This window comes from Microtetraspora sp. NBRC 13810, from assembly GCF_030268685.1.
Taxonomy (GTDB): domain Bacteria; phylum Actinomycetota; class Actinomycetes; order Streptosporangiales; family Streptosporangiaceae; genus BSRQ01.
The window spans coordinates 381,392-396,446 of the sequence record NZ_BSRQ01000002.1 but is presented as its reverse complement, the minus strand read 5'-3'; the positions used below and the strand labels follow the sequence as shown (position 1 = coordinate 396,446).

At 69.3% G+C, this 15,055-nt stretch carries 18 protein-coding genes and 2 pseudogenes; 6 read left to right on the top strand and 14 right to left on the bottom strand.

Features of this window, described 5'->3' with window-relative positions; genetic code table 11:
* Positions 1–40 precede the first annotated feature (40 nt).
* Positions 41–286, bottom strand: a pseudogene (locus QSK26_RS05580) (transposase family protein); the annotation flags it as partial.
* A gap of 220 nt (positions 287–506) precedes the next feature.
* Between QSK26_RS05580 and QSK26_RS05575 the strand changes: the two are divergent.
* The 5 genes and pseudogenes from QSK26_RS05575 to QSK26_RS05555 all read left to right on the top strand — a co-directional run.
* A pseudogene (locus tag QSK26_RS05575) lies at positions 507–983 on the top strand (transposase family protein); the annotation flags it as partial.
* Between the two features lie 249 nt (positions 984–1,232).
* The gene (locus QSK26_RS05570) at positions 1,233–1,886 is read left to right on the top strand and encodes a DUF433 domain-containing protein (protein ID WP_285773880.1); all 654 of its coding nucleotides are present in this window, start codon (positions 1,233–1,235) and stop codon (positions 1,884–1,886) included.
* Positions 1,867–2,316, top strand: coding sequence for a PIN-like domain-containing protein (locus QSK26_RS05565; RefSeq protein ID WP_285773879.1), 450 nt, complete (start codon positions 1,867–1,869; stop codon positions 2,314–2,316). The genes QSK26_RS05570 and QSK26_RS05565 overlap by 20 nt, the downstream gene beginning before the upstream one ends.
* Before the next feature lie 187 nt (positions 2,317–2,503).
* The gene (locus QSK26_RS05560; RefSeq protein WP_285773878.1) at positions 2,504–3,115 is read left to right on the top strand and encodes a hypothetical protein; all 612 of its coding nucleotides are present in this window, start codon (positions 2,504–2,506) and stop codon (positions 3,113–3,115) included.
* 50 nt (positions 3,116–3,165) lie between these two features.
* Positions 3,166–4,113 carry an isoprenoid biosynthesis enzyme family protein gene (locus tag QSK26_RS05555; protein ID WP_285773877.1) on the top strand — a complete coding sequence of 316 codons (948 nt, stop codon included), beginning with the start codon at positions 3,166–3,168 and terminating at the stop codon, positions 4,111–4,113.
* A 190-nt stretch (positions 4,114–4,303) separates the two neighbouring features.
* Here QSK26_RS05555 and QSK26_RS05550 read toward each other — a convergent pair whose 3' ends face one another.
* The 5 genes from QSK26_RS05550 to QSK26_RS05530 all read right to left on the bottom strand — a co-directional run bounded on the left by QSK26_RS05550 (position 4,304) and on the right by QSK26_RS05530 (position 7,121).
* Positions 4,304–5,485, bottom strand: coding sequence for a hypothetical protein (locus QSK26_RS05550; protein ID WP_285773876.1), 1,182 nt, complete (start codon positions 5,483–5,485; stop codon positions 4,304–4,306).
* A 4-nt stretch (positions 5,486–5,489) separates the two neighbouring features.
* Entirely contained in the window at positions 5,490–5,804 is a 315-nt protein-coding gene (locus QSK26_RS05545; protein WP_285773875.1) for a calcium-binding protein, read from the bottom strand.
* A gap of 140 nt (positions 5,805–5,944) precedes the next feature.
* On the bottom strand, positions 5,945–6,421 hold the full coding sequence (locus QSK26_RS05540; RefSeq protein WP_285773874.1) for a hypothetical protein: 477 nt from the start codon (positions 6,419–6,421) through the stop codon (positions 5,945–5,947).
* Positions 6,418–6,813 carry a hypothetical protein gene (locus QSK26_RS05535; protein WP_285773873.1) on the bottom strand — a complete coding sequence of 132 codons (396 nt, stop codon included), beginning with the start codon at positions 6,811–6,813 and terminating at the stop codon, positions 6,418–6,420. Before QSK26_RS05535 ends, QSK26_RS05540 begins: the two co-directional genes overlap by 4 nt.
* Positions 6,807–7,121 carry a maleylpyruvate isomerase N-terminal domain-containing protein gene (locus QSK26_RS05530; RefSeq protein ID WP_285773872.1) on the bottom strand — a complete coding sequence of 105 codons (315 nt, stop codon included), beginning with the start codon at positions 7,119–7,121 and terminating at the stop codon, positions 6,807–6,809. Before QSK26_RS05530 ends, QSK26_RS05535 begins: the two co-directional genes overlap by 7 nt.
* A gap of 105 nt (positions 7,122–7,226) precedes the next feature.
* On the opposite strand from QSK26_RS05530, the gene QSK26_RS05525 reads away from it, so the two are divergent.
* Positions 7,227–7,832: a TetR/AcrR family transcriptional regulator gene (locus QSK26_RS05525; protein ID WP_285773871.1), complete on the top strand. Its 606-nt coding sequence runs from the start codon at positions 7,227–7,229 to the stop codon at positions 7,830–7,832.
* 229 nt (positions 7,833–8,061) lie between these two features.
* On the opposite strand, the gene QSK26_RS05520 is transcribed toward QSK26_RS05525, so the two are convergent.
* The 8 genes from QSK26_RS05520 to QSK26_RS05485 form a co-directional block, all read right to left on the bottom strand.
* Positions 8,062–8,292, bottom strand: a complete 231-nt coding sequence (locus QSK26_RS05520; protein WP_285773870.1) for a hypothetical protein — start codon at positions 8,290–8,292, stop codon at positions 8,062–8,064.
* 95 nt (positions 8,293–8,387) lie between these two features.
* Entirely contained in the window at positions 8,388–8,642 is a 255-nt protein-coding gene (locus QSK26_RS05515; protein ID WP_285773869.1) for a hypothetical protein, read from the bottom strand.
* A gap of 326 nt (positions 8,643–8,968) precedes the next feature.
* Positions 8,969–9,490 carry a P-loop NTPase family protein gene (locus QSK26_RS05510; protein ID WP_285773868.1) on the bottom strand — a complete coding sequence of 174 codons (522 nt, stop codon included), beginning with the start codon at positions 9,488–9,490 and terminating at the stop codon, positions 8,969–8,971.
* A gap of 137 nt (positions 9,491–9,627) precedes the next feature.
* On the bottom strand, positions 9,628–10,221 hold the full coding sequence (locus QSK26_RS05505; protein WP_285773867.1) for a response regulator transcription factor: 594 nt from the start codon (positions 10,219–10,221) through the stop codon (positions 9,628–9,630).
* A 109-nt stretch (positions 10,222–10,330) separates the two neighbouring features.
* Positions 10,331–11,473 (bottom strand): sensor histidine kinase, encoded by a 1,143-nt coding sequence (locus tag QSK26_RS05500; RefSeq protein ID WP_285773866.1) that lies wholly within the window; start codon positions 11,471–11,473, stop codon positions 10,331–10,333.
* Positions 11,474–11,492: 19 nt separating this feature from the next.
* Positions 11,493–12,215: an ABC transporter permease gene (locus QSK26_RS05495; protein WP_285773865.1), complete on the bottom strand. Its 723-nt coding sequence runs from the start codon at positions 12,213–12,215 to the stop codon at positions 11,493–11,495.
* Complete coding sequence (locus QSK26_RS05490; RefSeq protein WP_285773864.1) at positions 12,215–13,075, bottom strand: ABC transporter ATP-binding protein; 861 nt, start codon at positions 13,073–13,075, stop codon at positions 12,215–12,217. The genes QSK26_RS05495 and QSK26_RS05490 overlap by 1 nt, the downstream gene beginning before the upstream one ends.
* Positions 13,076–13,193: 118 nt before the next feature.
* Complete coding sequence (locus QSK26_RS05485) at positions 13,194–14,930, bottom strand: hypothetical protein (protein ID WP_285773863.1); 1,737 nt, start codon at positions 14,928–14,930, stop codon at positions 13,194–13,196.
* Positions 14,931–15,055: the final 125 nt, after the last annotated feature.

Genomic DNA, 15,055 nt, shown 5'->3' with positions numbered 1-15,055 from the left:
GCTATGTGACCGCTCCTGGTTGTTGATCACTGGGCTCCTTTCATCCTCGTGCGGCCTGCGCGACACGGTGATTTTGAAGGACGGCGATGGCCTTGCACACGTGGCCGGCCTTGCCGGGGCTGCAGCGAAGCTTTCGGAGGATGCGCCAGCTCTTGAGCTGGGCGTTCGCGCGCTCGCCCGGACCGCGCAGCCGTGCGTGTGACCGGTTGGTCCGCTTCTGTGATTCGGCTTTGTTCCTGTCCTTGACCCTGCTGGTTAACTCGCGGCGCGTTGGGTGTGGTCCGTGACGTGGCGGTGGGCGCTCGACAACGCGCTGATGGAATCGAAGATCGGCTTGTACAAGACTGAGCTGATCAAGCCGAGAGGGCCCTGGCGCAGTGAGCTGATTCCAACAGGATGTGGCAGGTCGTGGGCTTGCTGTGGATCGCTGGGTTCGGTCCTGACGTAGAGAAGCCTCTGGTAGAAGGGTTGTCGACCAAGATCAACCTGTAACCAGAGGCTTCGAGTTGCTGTTCTATCGTGCTGCGCTGCCCTTGTCACGCCGGACCTTGACCTACCTGGCCGGCGTGATCCGCCGCCATCGAGCCTCGATCGGTTCAACCTGGCGCCGGCTCAACCCCGGACAGCAGGCCATGCTCGTCCTCGTCCACCTGCGCAAGGGTGAGACATTCGCCGAGGTCGCCGCCGGATTCGGCGTCGGGGTGGCCATCGCCTGGCGCTACGTTCACGGGGCCGTCACCCTGCTCGCTCAGCGTTCGCCCACCCTGGACCAGGCACTGCTAACAGCCAAGCGCACCGGATACGCCTTCGTCGTCCTGGACGGCACGCTCATTCCGATCGACCGCGTCGCCGCCGATCGCCCGTACTACTCCGGCAAGCACAAGCACCACGGCATGAACGTCCAGGTCATCGCCGCTCCGGACGGCACACCGCTGTGGACCTCGGGATCCGCGGCTGGTGAAGCCGCCCTTACGGACGCGGCGGCGGACACCGTTGAGACCGGCGGGAATATCGAGGGTGAGGTACCAGTTGCCGTGGGCGCCGGTTGTCAGCTTGGGGCAGTGGGCGCCGAGCTGACGTCCGGTTTGTGGATTCCGGTAGCCGCAGCGCTTGTGGACGTGACCGGTGACGGGCATGGCGACACTCCGATCAAGATGAGGTAATGGTGAGTGAATCGTGGGGATGTTTGCGATGATGAAGGGGGCCGGGTCAAGCGAGGGGGGGTGAAGTGGGTGTCCTACAGTCCGAAGTTGGCGGCGGCGTTGTCGGGTGCCACGCTTCGTCAGCTCGCGCATTGGCGTAAGGCCGGTTCTGGCCGTGGCGCAGTGCTGGAGCCGGAGGTCTCGTCGGTGCGTCCGGTGCTGTATTCGTTTCGGGATCTGGTGGCGTTGCGTACGTGTGTGAAGCTGCGCAATGACGCGTCCTTGCAGAAGATTCGCCGGGCTTTGGACACGCTTCGCGACGACCTGCAGGAGCGTGAGCATCTGTCGGCTTATCAGTTGGTGACCGATGGTTCGACGATCTACTTGGTCGAGCAGGGTCAGGCCACCGATCTGGTGCATCGCAAGGCCCACCTCGTCATCCATGACATGGTCGAGGTGTTGCGGCCGTTCTACCGCGATGGACGGCACATTCCGGACCTGCTACGTCCCCGGGAGCACGTCACGGTCGACCCGGCGGTCCGCGGTGGGATGCCGGTGATCGAAGGGACCCGCGTGCCGTACGACGAGATCGCGGCGCTGCTGCGGGATGGTGTTCCGGCTGAGCGGATCGCGGATTACTACCCGAGCGTGTCGGCCACCGCGGCGTTGGACGCCGCCGACTTCGCCGACTACGTCGACAGTTACGAACCTCCAAGGGAGCAGCGTGAGGCTGCTGCTGGATGAGAACGTCCCCCGCCCGCTGCACCAGGTCCTGACGAGCTTCGTACTGAATCACGACATCGTCCACCTGTTGGATCTTCCTGGCTGGTCGGGCACGCGCGATGAGAGCCTGTATCCGCGAGCCGCGGCCGAGGGGTTCCACGTGGTTCTCACCAACGACGGTCGTCAGATGCAGCGACCGCGGGAAGTGGCCGCTATCGCCGCCTCTGGTCTGCACCGGATCGAATATCCGCACAAGCACCCTGGGCTGGTCGGGATGGGTGCCGCGATCGCGACGGTCGCCGCTGGATTGCCGAGCGCGCTGGCGTTGCTGGAGGAATCCAGCGGGTCACGTTTGATCACTTTGCGTGGCGTCGATCCCACGTTGGCGAGTCGGCTGCGGGTGATCGATCCTGCGCTGAATTCGCCCAAATTCTGGCCCACGTCTCCGTAGTCTGGGCGGAGCCGCCGGCAAGCTTTTGACGAGGACGGAGGTCTCAGGGTGGTCTCGACGCTAGCCGGGCACTGATTCGTCCCCGCTCCGGTCTGCTGGTTTGCGCCAGCGCGGCAGCGCCATGCACCTGATCCCGTGGCCGTCCCACGAGCACGCGGGACGACCGGGGGAACGGACGGTTGTCGAGATGCCGGCGCTGGACCGCGCCGCTCGGGCCCCAATGCGCGCCGCACCGATGCAATCTCTCAATCACAGGAAAGACGGCGATGACGGTCATACCCTGGAGTCCGATGCCGGGCGGAAAGGTCAACAAACTGTGACCAACAATCAGGCGGGGAAGAGCAGCCTGCAGGTTGCGGAAATCCTGTTCTCTCCGCTGTTCACCCTTGACGAGCTTGGGCCTCTGGGGCAAATAGCCATCACCTGCTCGGTGAAAGAGAAGGGCTGCTCGCACAGCCCTTCCTGCCGACAGCGGGGAAAACACGCGGCGGAACCGACTACCACGAGCTTGAAGGAGTTTCGGGAACATCGCCATCACGAGCGGGTGTGCCGAACATGTGGCGGCGCGGACCTGCCTGCGTTGAGCCCGGAGGAGATTGCAAGCGTTGAGAAGCTGGCGTCGTTACTGCCCCCACGGTTGGAGGCGGCGCAGCGGAGGGCTGAGGCCGAACGCGTCGTGGTGGCTCGGGTGCGTGCTGCTGATGCACTCGATGAGCGGGCACGGGCGATCCTCGATGGGTGGGAGTGGAGACTCGCTGAGGAGCGGCAGCGGCTGAAGGACGATCCGCCGATGTCCTGAACGCCGTGACTCGTTGCTGCGAGGACGGGACGTGCACGGCAGAAGCCGACGTGTCGTTCGATCCGCGCACGCTGAAGGTCGATTTCCGGTGCCGGGCCAATTCGATGCATGGCCGACTGGCCTGGGATGACGAGACCTACGAGGTATGGAAGCATTGGGATGAGGTCGAATACGACACTCTTGCCCTCATCGCCTCGTTGATCGCTGAGGGTGACTCGCGCTGGAGCGAGGTCTACGGCACCCGGGCAGACGACTGGCGATCGGTGACCGCCGCGCTACGGGCTTTCGAGGAAGCGAACCCGCAGCCCATGGACCTCGGCCTCAACGTTCGGTGTGGGCTGTGCGATCGGCGGATGGCGCTCCACGAGAGGGAAAGCCGTGCGGACGTGCCCTCGGTGTATGCGTGCGGGCACCGGCATACGGATGGTCGTTTCCGCCGCGAGGAGAAGGCTGATATCCACCGTGTGGTCGACCGCGTTTTGCTCGACGCGCTCAACGGACGCATCTCCTGGGTGATGGCGCCCGAGCTGGCGCCGGCTCCCGCTGCCCTGGTCGCCTATGCCGACTATCTCACGGCGAAGATCGCAACTTACGATGCGCACATCGGCGCGGCGAAGGCAGACGCGGCTCTTTCGCGGCAGCGCACCGACCTGGTGGCGCGATTGGAGCAGGTCGGGATGATTCAGGAACACGGAGTGTTCACGGTGGCCGGCCTGGATGCACTTGTGCGGGAGCCCTGGCGCGACAGGCCGACGCGCGATGATGGCGTGTTTACGGATCTCGGACGAGCGCTGCTGGTTGATCGGGTCGTGTGCCATCGCGACGGCATCGAGGTCTTCACTCATCTCGATGAAGGCACCGCTCTTTATCGGAGACTGTACGCGGACGATCTCCGGAAAGAAATCCGCGTGGCTCATATCCAGTTGAAAATGCTGGAGGACGAACTTACGGAACTGGAGGAGACGCCGGCAGGCCCTCCAGACTCACCCTCATCGTGACATGAACTCCGACCAGTGAGCTGAGTGGACCTGTCCCGGATGGCCGGACAGCCAGAGGGCGGGTCGTGGTGGCGCTGCCGTACATCGCGGCGGGGCGTTGTGCGGCCGCGGGGTCTTGCCGGTGGCGCTGGTGCCTCAGCACAGCTCAACATCGGTGGAAACGGTCGGCGGCCCGGCGAGGGTACCTCTCCTACCCCATGGCCGAAGGGGTGATGAGTCCTGCGCGGTCGAATCGTTGTATGAGGCTTGGCTTACGGAGGTGTTTCTGACGCAGGGGCGCGAAGCGACGGGTGAATTCGTCGGAGCGGCCGGCGCGTTGGGCCACGATTTGAAGGTCCTTGAGGAGTTCGACGGTCTTGTCGTATTCGGTGGGTTTCTTGGTGGCGATCAGCGCGTCGATCCGTGCCCAGGCGGTGTCCTCGTCCTGTGCCAGTGCGGTGAGCCGCTTTTCGCGGGCCTGCGCCCGTTGGCGTTCGAGACGGGCCTGTTCGGCCGCGTGTTCGGCGGCGCGCCGGCGCTTGCGGTCCTGGCGGCGTTCGGTCGCGGCGTCCAGCAGGTTGGCCACGGTACGGCTGGGAGGCACCGTGCCACCGGCGGGTTCGCCCTGAAAACGGCGTAGCAGTTCCATCCGGACCTGGGCGGCCCGGTCCTGGACAACCCGCAGGAGCAGGACGTCTTTCTCAGCCGCGGGAAGCGCGGTGATCCACGCGGCGAGTGCGCGCCGGTCGCCGGTGGGCGCGGGGGGCATCGGCGGGCTGGCCTCGGCGGCGACGGTGAGCAGGTCGGGGTCCAGACGGAGGTAATCGGCCAGGGCTTGCTGCGGCGCGGTGAGAGAGCCCAGTCCTGCTGGTAGGGGAGGTTCGAGTGCCTCTTGGTCGGCGTAGTCGAAGGCGTCCTCGTCGCGTTCCCAGGCGCCGTAGGCCGACAGCCAGGCCAGGTAGAGCGGGCGCAGGTCGCCGGCGGCGAGTTCGGCGCGGACGCCGACGAGGGCGGCCAGCAGGCCTTCGGGGTCCTGGTCGAAGTCGGCCTCCTCGTCCTCGCTGGTCAGGTCGAGGATCAGGTGCTCGCGCGTGGTCCAGGCGGTCACCTGGTCGCCGGCGCAGTAGGGCTCGACGACGTCCGGGGGCAGGAGCGTGCGTGGCAGGCGGAGCATCACCTGCTGGGTGCCCCAGTTGGTGACGTAGAGGTGGGCGTCGTAGTAGCGCTCCATCATCCGGCGTGGGTCGCCGCGGAAGTCGCCCCAGTGGTATTCGTTGGTGAAGCTGGTGGAGGTGATCCGGGCGCGGGTGGACAGCGCGCGGACCTCGGCCTGCTGGGCGGTGTTCAGGGGGCGGTCGATGGTGAGGAACTCGTAGTACTGGAACTCGCTCACCGGCTCAGCCCTCCCATCGGCGGTAGGCGTCGATCCACTCGGCCCCCACAGGGCGTGGGGTCGGTAGCGGGAGGTCCAGGATGCCGATCGCCTGGCGGTCCCGGCCACGTCGGCAGATCGCGACGATCCCCGTCCCGGCCAGCGGGTCGATCTTCTCAACCGTGACCTCGACGCCGAGCACGACCGTCTGGAACGGCATGGCGAGCTGTTCTTCGAGCATCACGTGGAAGCCGGTGCGCTGTTCGTCTTCGTCGTAGGCGTCGACAGTCGCCTGCTCGATCAGGGCGTCGAGCCGTGCCAGGTCCGCACGAGGGGTCACGAAGATCCAGGATAGCCTGGCATGTGCGGTGCCTCTGCGGGAATCGCTCACCCCGTCGAATACGAGCTGCGCCCCATCGGCCGGGACCGACCAGGCGATCGCCGATCCGGATAAGCGCTCGCTGCACCGGGATCAACCTCCTACGGTTTGGCGACGGTGGTGTTGCGGGCTCGGTCCGGGCTCGTATGTCCCGCGACAGGGTGGTCGAGCGTGGCCCTACCCGGCATGGAGAATCGGTTGTTCGTATCCAGACCGGCCTGAAACGCTAATGCGCGGCACCCTTCAGCAGTTGCCGACACCTGATGCAGCCCACTCTTAATCAGCGGGTCCGGGGTTCGAGTCCCTGGCGGCGCCGCGCGGCCTGCCGACGCTCCGTAGACCGCGTCGAAGGCGTGTGTCATTCCGCTTTCGTACAGGGCGAGGGCCATGCCCGCGGAGATCGTGCCGCGCATGCCGCCGCCTTCGATGGCCAGGGCCACCCGGTGGCCGTCTCGGCGCTCACCCGGGCGGCTGCCGCGGCGGACCCGGTCGGCCAGGACGCGCAGCACCTCATGCCGGCCGGGCTCGGTCACCGGTTCGCGTTGTGTATGCCCTTCTCGTTTCGCGGCGCCGGTCATGGTGCCGGAGTACCGTCGCCGGACAGGTAGGAGCGGGCCTGTGCCCAGATGCCGCGGTCGGGTTGAATGGCTGTCCAGGTGATGGACCTGATCCGTCCCCGCCCTCGGTAGCGCCGCATGATGGTGACGTGGTCCGGCCAGGCGACGAAATCGCGCAGGGCTTGTTCGTTCTGCCAGATCGCCACCGAGCCGCATCTGCCCCGTAGCGGCTCCGTCCACAGCCACATGCCGACCGCTCCGGGCAGACGGAGCCAGTCACGGCGCAGGCTGAGCCCGGCCTGGTAGACACCGGGCAGATCGTGTAGCCGACTGACCCGGAAGTCTGTGACGCTGACCAGTACCGGGCCGGCGACGGCGGCCGCCTGCCCAGGCGTCCAGCGCGTTCTCAGCATGACGCCTGCCACGACGGGGAGCGGGCGAACGCCGCCGTGACCGCGGCGGCGGAGTCGTGACAGGCACGGAGCGGGTCGATTCCGAGGTCGCCGCCATCCTCGATGGACCACTGCGCCCGCGTGCCCACGGCGGCGGCGAAGCTGCGGTTTTCGCCGACCATGTGCCACAACAGTTCGCCCAGGTTCCACGCCGCGCACGGTGTGGGCCGATCGAGGTCCGCGATAGTGACCTGGGCGATCACCTCTCCGGCAATGTCCAAGGCGCGCCGATCCAGGTCCTGGACATCGACAGCGGTGGGAACAGTCATCGCCAACCCTTCTTTGTACGAACGTTCGTGCTGAGATTAGGGTCGTATCACACCCCAGGTCAAGCGGCTATTCTGAACCGAACGTGCGTACAAAGGAGGTCGAAGATGCCGGGAAGGCCGCGGGACGAGCGAGCACGCAACGTGATCCTGCGCCGGGCGGCGGACATCGCTTCTCAGGACGGGCTGGAAGGGCTGTCGATCGGTCGACTGGCCGCCGATCTCGGCGTGAGCAAGAGCGGCCTGTTCGGCTACTTCGGTTCCAAGGAAGAGCTTCAGCTCGCCACGATCCGCACCGCGATGGGCGTGTACGTCGACGAGGTCGTCCAGCCCGCATTGACCGTGCCGCCGGGCCTGGGGCGGGTGCGCCGACTGTGCGAGAACTGGTTGGGCTACTCGCAGCGGCGGGTCTTTCCGGGCGGCTGCTTCTTCTTCGCCGTCGCCGCGGAGTTCGATGCCCGGCCGGGCCGTGTGCGGGATGCCATCGCCGAGGCCGGCCTCGAATGGGCCCGCTTCGTGGCGCGCGCCATCGACGACGCCCGCCAGCTCGGCGAGATCGCCGACGACACGGACGCCGATCAGCTCGCTTTCGAGCTGATCGCTTTCCTGGAGGCCGCCAACGTCACCTCCTTGCTGCACGACGACGCGAACGCCTATGAGCGGGCCAGAACCGCCATCCGCAAACACCTCGACACCGCGATGATCGGCCCATGAAGGCCCCGGAGTCCTGGCTCAGCGAACCGCCCCGGCTTAGATGGGGACCTTGGTCTCCAAAGACCAGGGGCACACCACGGCCGCCACCAAACTCGGGGTACATCATCACGAAGCTGGGCAGTTTCCTCACCAGACACCTGCGAAACCGCGCGGTCGCCTGTCCCTCGCGGACCGGTTCTGGCCTTGGGGACTGGCTGAGTGCAGGAATTAGCGGTAGGCCCGTGGGTGATCAACTTGGTGCCGTGTGGCGAGCCAGCTTGACCGCTGAGATCAGCTGGATGGCGGCGAGGGCAGGGATGAGGATCAGGTCGGGGATCACGCCGACGATCAGGCCACCCAACAGCGCACCGGTGACGGACCCGGCGGTCATGACGGCGGCGAACGCCAGCCAGGGACCGCTCATCTGACCGTGCGCGGCGGCCGCCACCAGCGCGCCCAGCAGGTATGAGCCGCCCAGCACGAAGGTCCGCGCCCTAGAACCGCTCCCGTTCCTCGGGTTCTCCGGGCCTGACGTGCAGGAGGGCGGGCGCTGCGCGAGAAGCGGCCGCCGAGCTTCTAGCTGCGGAAACGGCCCTCACGAGCGTAGACGCAGGTGCCGCCGCCGCAGGACGGGTCGGCGTTCCAGGCGTCGTCGTAGGAGACCGTGCGGTGCCGCTTGATCGCGCCCGACTTCACCACGGCCTGGTGGTGCCCCGGCGGCACCAGGCCCTCGAAGTGCTTCACGAAGTTGCCGAGGATGTTCCTGTAGTAGATCCGGTGCCGGGCCCAGAGGTTGCTCTGCCGCTGCGGCAGCATCAACAAGATCTCCATCGACCAGGAATGGCAGCGCCAAGGGCTCGGCCGCCGCCTGATCCACCGTGCCTTGCGCGACGGACCGGCGTTGCCGGGATCTGAACCAGTACCGATGGCGTCGCCTGGACCACGGTCAACGAGCCGGCGCCTCCCGGCCGCCAGGGCCTGGATGACGTGGTGTACGGCCGGAAGGGATGGCTCGTGACCGACCGGCGACCGTCATTCACGACCGTGAGCGCTTGGATGGGCCCGCGGAAGCAGGGAACACGGCCTCCTGGGCAGTGGCGAATTCTACGGCTGGACAGGGGGCCGAGGTCAGGGCGGACGCGTTTCAGCGGACCGGTTCAGCCTCCGTCGATGAGGCGGGTGGCGTCGGTGCGGAAGGCGATCCGGACGAAGGTCAGGTGGGCGTTGGCCGGGTCGGTGGACGCCTGGCGGTAGCGGTCGCGGTAGGCGGCGTGCTTGGTCCAGGCGTAGTGGATGATCGACTCGTCCTTGTCGAGCAGGAAGCGGAACGACTCCTTGTTGCCGTTCCAGAGTTCGGCGCCGGTGGCCATCCGCCGCAGGGTCCTGGACAGGAGCTGGCGCATCACCGTGTGTCTCGGCAGGTCGATCCACACCACGGTGTCGGCGCGTGACCAGACCAGGTCGCGGACCGCGGAGTAGTTGCCGTCCACCACCCACGCGTCGCCGGCCGTGAACCGCTCGACCTCGGCACGGAACTCCTGGCGCGGCCGGGGCCGCCAGCCGGGCATGTGGAAGATCGAGTCGAGTTCGAGCCAGGGCACGCCGAGCCGGCCGGCCAGCCCGGCGGCCAGGATTGACTTGCCGGAGCCTGAGTTCCCCACCACGGACACACGTCGCACCGGTCAAATCTACTCAGAGCCGCACTCCCTGTCCCGGCACGACGGCGGCACACCCGGCGGCGGACGCGGCCGGTGCCGTGGCCGACGCCCCGGCCGACGACGGGGCTGACGACGCGGCCGAGGAGAAGGCCCGCTGGTCAGAGCCAGCCGCGGGCCTCGGCGACGCGTGTGGCCTCGGCGCGGTTGCGGGCGCCCGTCTTGCCGATCGCCGACGACAGGTAGTTGCGGACCGTCCCCTCGGTCAGGAACAGCCGGCGGGCGATGTCGGCCACCGTCGCGCCGTCCGCGGCGGCCCGCAGCACGTCGCCCTCGCGGGCGGTCAGCGGGCTCGGGCCCACGGTCAGGGCGGTGGCCGCGAGCCTGGGGTCGAACACCCGCTCGCCGTTCATCACCCGCCGTACGGCGCCGGCCAGCTCGGCGGCGGGCGCGTCCTTCACGACGAAGCCCGCGACGCCCGCGCGCAGCGCCCTGCCCAGGTAACCGGGTCGCCCGAAGGTGGTGACGATGATCACATGGCAGCCGGTCAGCCGTTCGGCGACCTCCAGTCCGGACAGGCCGGGCATCTCGATGTCGAGCAGCACGACGTCGGGGCGGTGGGCGGCCACGGCGGGCGGCACCTCGTCGCCCCGGCCCACCTCGGCCACCACCTCGATGTCGTCCTCCAGGCCGAGCAGCGCGGCCAGGCCGCCGCGCACGAGGTCCTGGTCGTCCGCGATGAGCACCCGGATCACCGCGCCTCCAGCGGTACCCGGGCGCGCATCCGGATCAGCGCCTCCAGCGGTACTCGGGCGCGCATCCGGATCACTGCGCCCCCCAGCGGTATCCGCTCGAGCAGCCGGATCATCGCGCCTCCAGCGGTATCCGGGCGAGCAGCCGGTAGCCACCGCCGGGCAGCGGTCCCGCGTCCAGTGTGCCCCCGGCCACCGCCACCCGCTCGGCCAGGCCGGTCAGCCCGTTGCCCCGCCGGCCCGGCTCCGGGCCGCCGGCCGCGTCCGCCGGGCGGCTCGTGCGGGGGCCGTCGTCCCGGACCTCCACGCTGGCCTGCGCGGGATCGACGCGGACCGAGATGGCGCAGCGGCCGGCCCCGCTGTGCCGCAGCACGTTGGTGGTGCCCTCCCGTACGGCCCAGGCGAGCAGCGACTCGGCGAGGACCGGGACGGGATCACCCGGCGGTGCCACCTCGCAGCTGATCCCGGCGCCGCCGAGGGCGTGCCGGGCGTTGTCCAGCTCGTCCGGCAGGGACAGGGCGCGGTAGCCGGCGACCGCGTCCCGTACCTCGTCGAGCGCCCGGCGGGCCGTGTGCTCGACGACGGTCATCTCGGCGGCGGCCCGTTCGGCGTCGCGCCGGGCCAGCCGGGCGGCCAACTGGCTCCTGATCGTGATCGAGGTCAGCGTGTGGCCGAGGATGTCGTGCAGGTCACGGGCGAAGCGCAGCCGTTCGTTGTCCACCGCCAGCCGGGCGACCTCGGCCCGCGCCGCGGCGAGCTCGTGGACGAGCCTCCCCATGCCGAGCAGCGCCCGCACCACCGTCGCCTGGACCACGACCAGCACCGGCACCCACCAGAAGTCCGCGACCGGGACGCCGAAGACGAGCAGCGCGGACACCTCCACGGCCGCCGTCGCCGCCACCCCGGCGTGAAAGACCCACCCGGGCAGCATGGCGAGCGCGGACACGACGAACAGGAACGAGCAGTAGGCCCAGCGGTGGCCGAGCACCGGGAACAGCGCGAGCACGGCGGCGCACAGCCCGGCCAGTTCCCACGGCAGCAGGGGCATCCCCAGCACGCTCAGCGCCCGCCAGTTGATCCGGAGCCAGCAGCAGGCGAGCCCGGCGGAGGCGGCGAGCGCCCAGGCGATCTCGGCGGGGCCGGGCCCTTCGCCGAGGAACACGGCCAGCGGCCAGCAGAGCAGCAGCAGCCACAGGAGCGACGCCACCCGCAGCAACCGCCTGCCGCGATGGATCATCGACTCCTGTGGCCACATCCGTCCTCCCACCCGATCGTCACAGGGCTCGCCGGTAGCGCCACACCGCCAGCGCGCAGAACAACAGTGTCCAGCCGGCCAGCACGGCGACCGCCGTACCGGTCGGCGCGAGCCCGTCCAGCGCCCGCCAGCCCAGCGACCCCGCCTGGTACGCCGGACTGTACTCGGCCACGGCCCGCAACCCGTCCGGCAGCGCCTCGACCGGCACCCACAGGCCGCCGAGGACCGACAGCCCGAAGTAGACCACGATCATCGCCATGTTGGCGGACTGCCCCGCCAGCGAGTAGCCGAGGGCGACGCCCAGCGCGGCGAACGGCAGCACGCCCAGCCAGATCAGCGGCACCAGGACCACCCACGTCGTCCCGGCCAGCCGTACCCCGCCCAGCGCCGCGCCCGCGGCGAGTACGGCGACGATGCTCGGCAGCACGCCCAGCATGCCGGCGACCAGCTTGGCGACGACGTAGCCGTGGCCGGGCAGCGGCGTCACGGCGAGCTGGCGCAGCCACCCGCCGGTGCGTTCCAGGGCGATGGCGCCGCCGATGAACAGCGCGCCGCCCAGGGAGCCGTAGGTGGCCATCGACACCATGGAGTAGGCGGCGAAGTCCGTGATCCCGGTGCCGGCGGACACCGGGAGGACCTTCGTCCACAGCAGGTAGAGGGCGAGCGGGAAGCCGATCAGGAAGACCATGCTCACCGGGTTGCGGAACGTTCTGGCGATCTCCAGCCGCAGCAGCGAGCCCATCACAGCTCCCCTCCCGTGAGCCGCACGAACGCGGTCTCCAGGTCGGCGCCGGCCGTCCGCACCCCCCGGACGCCGTCGTACGCGGCGAACAGCGCGCGCAGCGTGGCGTCCGGGTCGCCCGTCGTCAGGGTGACCGCCGTCCCGTCCACCTGTACGGCGTGCACGCCGGGCAGCCGGTTCAGCGCCTGGCGGTCCGCCCCGTCCAGCCGGAACCGCACCTCGCCGTCGCCGACCATGGAGGTGATCCGCGCGACGTCGCCGTCCGCGATGACCTTCCCCCGGGCCAGCAGGACGATCCGGTGGGCGTTGTCGGCGGCCTCGGCCAGGTAGTGCGTCGAGAAGATCACCGTATGTCCCAGCGCCGCGCGTTCGCGCACCCGCCGCCACAGGGCGCGGCGGCTCTCCACGTCGAGACCGACGGTCGGTTCGTCCAGGACGAGCAGCCGGGGGTCACCGGCCAGCGCGAGGCCGAACCTGACCCGCTGCCGCTGGCCGCCGGACAGCCCGTGCACCCGCCGGGTCGCGAACTCCGTCAGCCCCGCCGCGGTGAGCACCTCGTGGACCGGCACCGGCGCCGGGTACATCCCCGCCACGGCGGTGACCAGCTCGTCCACCCGCACGTCGTCGATCAGCCCGCCGTCCTGCAACAGCGCGCCCACCCGGCCGGTCCCGACGGTCGCGGCCGGCGACCCGCCGAGCAGGCTCGCCGTCCCCGCGTCGGGGTCCACCAGGCCGAGGGCGACCGACAGCAGCGTCGTCTTGCCCGCCCCGTTGGGGCCGAGCACGGCCACCGTCTCCCCGGGGCGGATCTCCAGGTCGACGCCGTCCAGGGCGGCTACCCCGCCGTATCGTTTCCGCACGTCCGTGAGTCTCATCGCGGTTTCCATGCCGTCCAGCCTGGTCGGCGGCGCCGTTCCGATGTAGTGCCGCGTGCCACGCCTCCCGGCATGACGGATGTCATACCGGGCGCGCGACCCTTCACGGCTTCAGCTTGAGCCGCTTCCCCGACGCGCCCGGGAACACGACGACCAGGTGCTGCTCCTCTCCTGTGTCGTCGACCCGGACGTAGACACGGAGCCGGTAGCGGCCCTTCCCCGTGATCGCCAGGTTCGGCATCGGGGCACCCGCGCCCACATCTCCGCCGTCGCCCATCTCCGGCACGGTGAGCCGGCCGCTGCGGCTGACGATCGGCACCTCGTTGACCTGATCCCACCCGGCCGTCCGCCGTGGCGGCGCGGTGCGGAGGGCCTTGACCGTAAGGCACAGATCGACGATGTCTTCGACGTGCCCGACGAGCACCGCGCTGCCGGCCACCCCGATGAGGGTGCTGTCGTCGTAGACCTTGTCCATCGCCCGGTCCGCCGCCTCGTGGGCCGCTTCGTCTTCGGGGTCGTGGACCAGATAGCCGGGATCGCCGTCGACGAACAGGAAGTATCTGGCCGTGGCCTGGACGACACCCTTCGTCCGGGGCCACGGGTCGCGGCACGTCGCGTTCTTCTCGGCGAGGTAGGCGGCGTTCGCCGCCTCCGTCTCCTCGGTCGACCGCAGCAGTTCGGGATGGGTCGCGCCGATGATCTCCGGGCACACGTAGACGAGGTCCCACGGGTCCGCGCCCCAGGCGGGCCGCGCGCTCCCGGCCCGGGTCAGAACCGCCTCCTGCCCGGCGCGGTCCTTCGTACGGCACAGCGCCCGCCCGTACGCGAGGATCGCCTGGTCCGACAGGCTGTCCGGGAACATGGGCGGGACTCCGCCCTCCATGCTCCGCGCCCGGCACAGGAACGCGGCGTCGCGTTCCGCGGGTTTCAGGTCGCCGAAGCTGGGCCGGTCGTGGCAGTCCATCGACCAGCCGGTGTAGGTGAGGCGCGGGCTGTGCTCCGGGTGGATCAGTGCGATGATCGGCAGTGCGGTCACGGCCGCCACCGCGACGCGGGTCACGCGCCGCCGCGCGGGCGGGAGGTCCGCCGGGCGGCCCTCGGCGGGCAGTTCACGGGCGGTCGCCGCGAGCCACACGGTGCTGAGGAGCGCCACCGCGTCCATCATGACCGTGATCGCCAGATTGCCGCCGGAGATCCTCACGAGGAGAAAGTTGAGCGGGATCACCAGCGCGTAGACGCCCACCGACAACCACCCGGTGGCCTGCGTGCCACGGCTCCACCGGCCGTCGCGCCGCTGCCCGGCGATCGTGACGACGTTCGCCGTCACTACGCCCAGCAGGAAGCCCAGTTCGACGATGCCGCCCGTGCCGAGCTCGGGGAGGTCGAGTTCGTCGAGCAGTTCGTCGGCCATCCCGGCCAGCTCGACCGCGAACATCGCTCCGGCCGTCGCGCGCAGCAGGCGGGACCGCCAGCGGATGACGAGCAGGAAGAGGACGTCGATCGCGGTCCACAGCGCGAGCTGGAATGCCGCGTCGACCGCGTCGGGGAGCAGCGCGATCGGGTACCACAGCACGAGGGAGTACGCCACCGCCAGATACAGCAGCCGGCGCAGCGCCTTCTCCCGGCGGTCCAGCGGTCCCGGCGCGGGGGCACGCAGGATCAGCCACAGGAACGCGGCCTTCACCAGGGCGGCCACGAGCAGCGCCACAGTCTCCCAGGTGTCCAATCCGCCGCGCGTGTGGAAATCCGCATACGCCGGCGGCGACCATTCGACGGCCATCCAGAGCCAGGCGTCACCGAGCACCAGGCCCGCGACCGCCGCCGCAAGAACCAGACCCACTAATCCAATTCTGATAATCCGCCAGAAACTATCCGAAAGCACGGGACGCGATCTTAGCGCGGCACCGCCGTACAGGCGGACACGGCGGAACGAGCGGTCCCGCCCAGCCGACCAGACTCCACGAT

What these genes read in the sequence shown, in the direction of transcription:
- QSK26_RS05560 (WP_285773878.1), top strand. Translation starts at nt 2,504, where the DNA reads ATGCCGGCGCTGGACCGCGCCGCTCGGGCCCCAATGCGCGCCGCACCG.
- QSK26_RS05540 (WP_285773874.1), bottom strand. Translation starts at nt 6,421, where the DNA reads ATGACCGGCGCCGCGAAACGAGAAGGGCATACACAACGCGAACCGGTG.
- QSK26_RS05535 (WP_285773873.1), bottom strand. Translation starts at nt 6,813, where the DNA reads ATGCTGAGAACGCGCTGGACGCCTGGGCAGGCGGCCGCCGTCGCCGGC.
- QSK26_RS05530 (WP_285773872.1), bottom strand. Translation starts at nt 7,121, where the DNA reads ATGACTGTTCCCACCGCTGTCGATGTCCAGGACCTGGATCGGCGCGCC.
- QSK26_RS05525 (WP_285773871.1), top strand. Translation starts at nt 7,227, where the DNA reads ATGCCGGGAAGGCCGCGGGACGAGCGAGCACGCAACGTGATCCTGCGC.
- QSK26_RS05515 (WP_285773869.1), bottom strand. Translation starts at nt 8,642, where the DNA reads ATGGAGATCTTGTTGATGCTGCCGCAGCGGCAGAGCAACCTCTGGGCC.
- QSK26_RS05500 (WP_285773866.1), bottom strand. Translation starts at nt 11,473, where the DNA reads ATGTGGCCACAGGAGTCGATGATCCATCGCGGCAGGCGGTTGCTGCGG.
- QSK26_RS05495 (WP_285773865.1), bottom strand. Translation starts at nt 12,215, where the DNA reads ATGGGCTCGCTGCTGCGGCTGGAGATCGCCAGAACGTTCCGCAACCCG.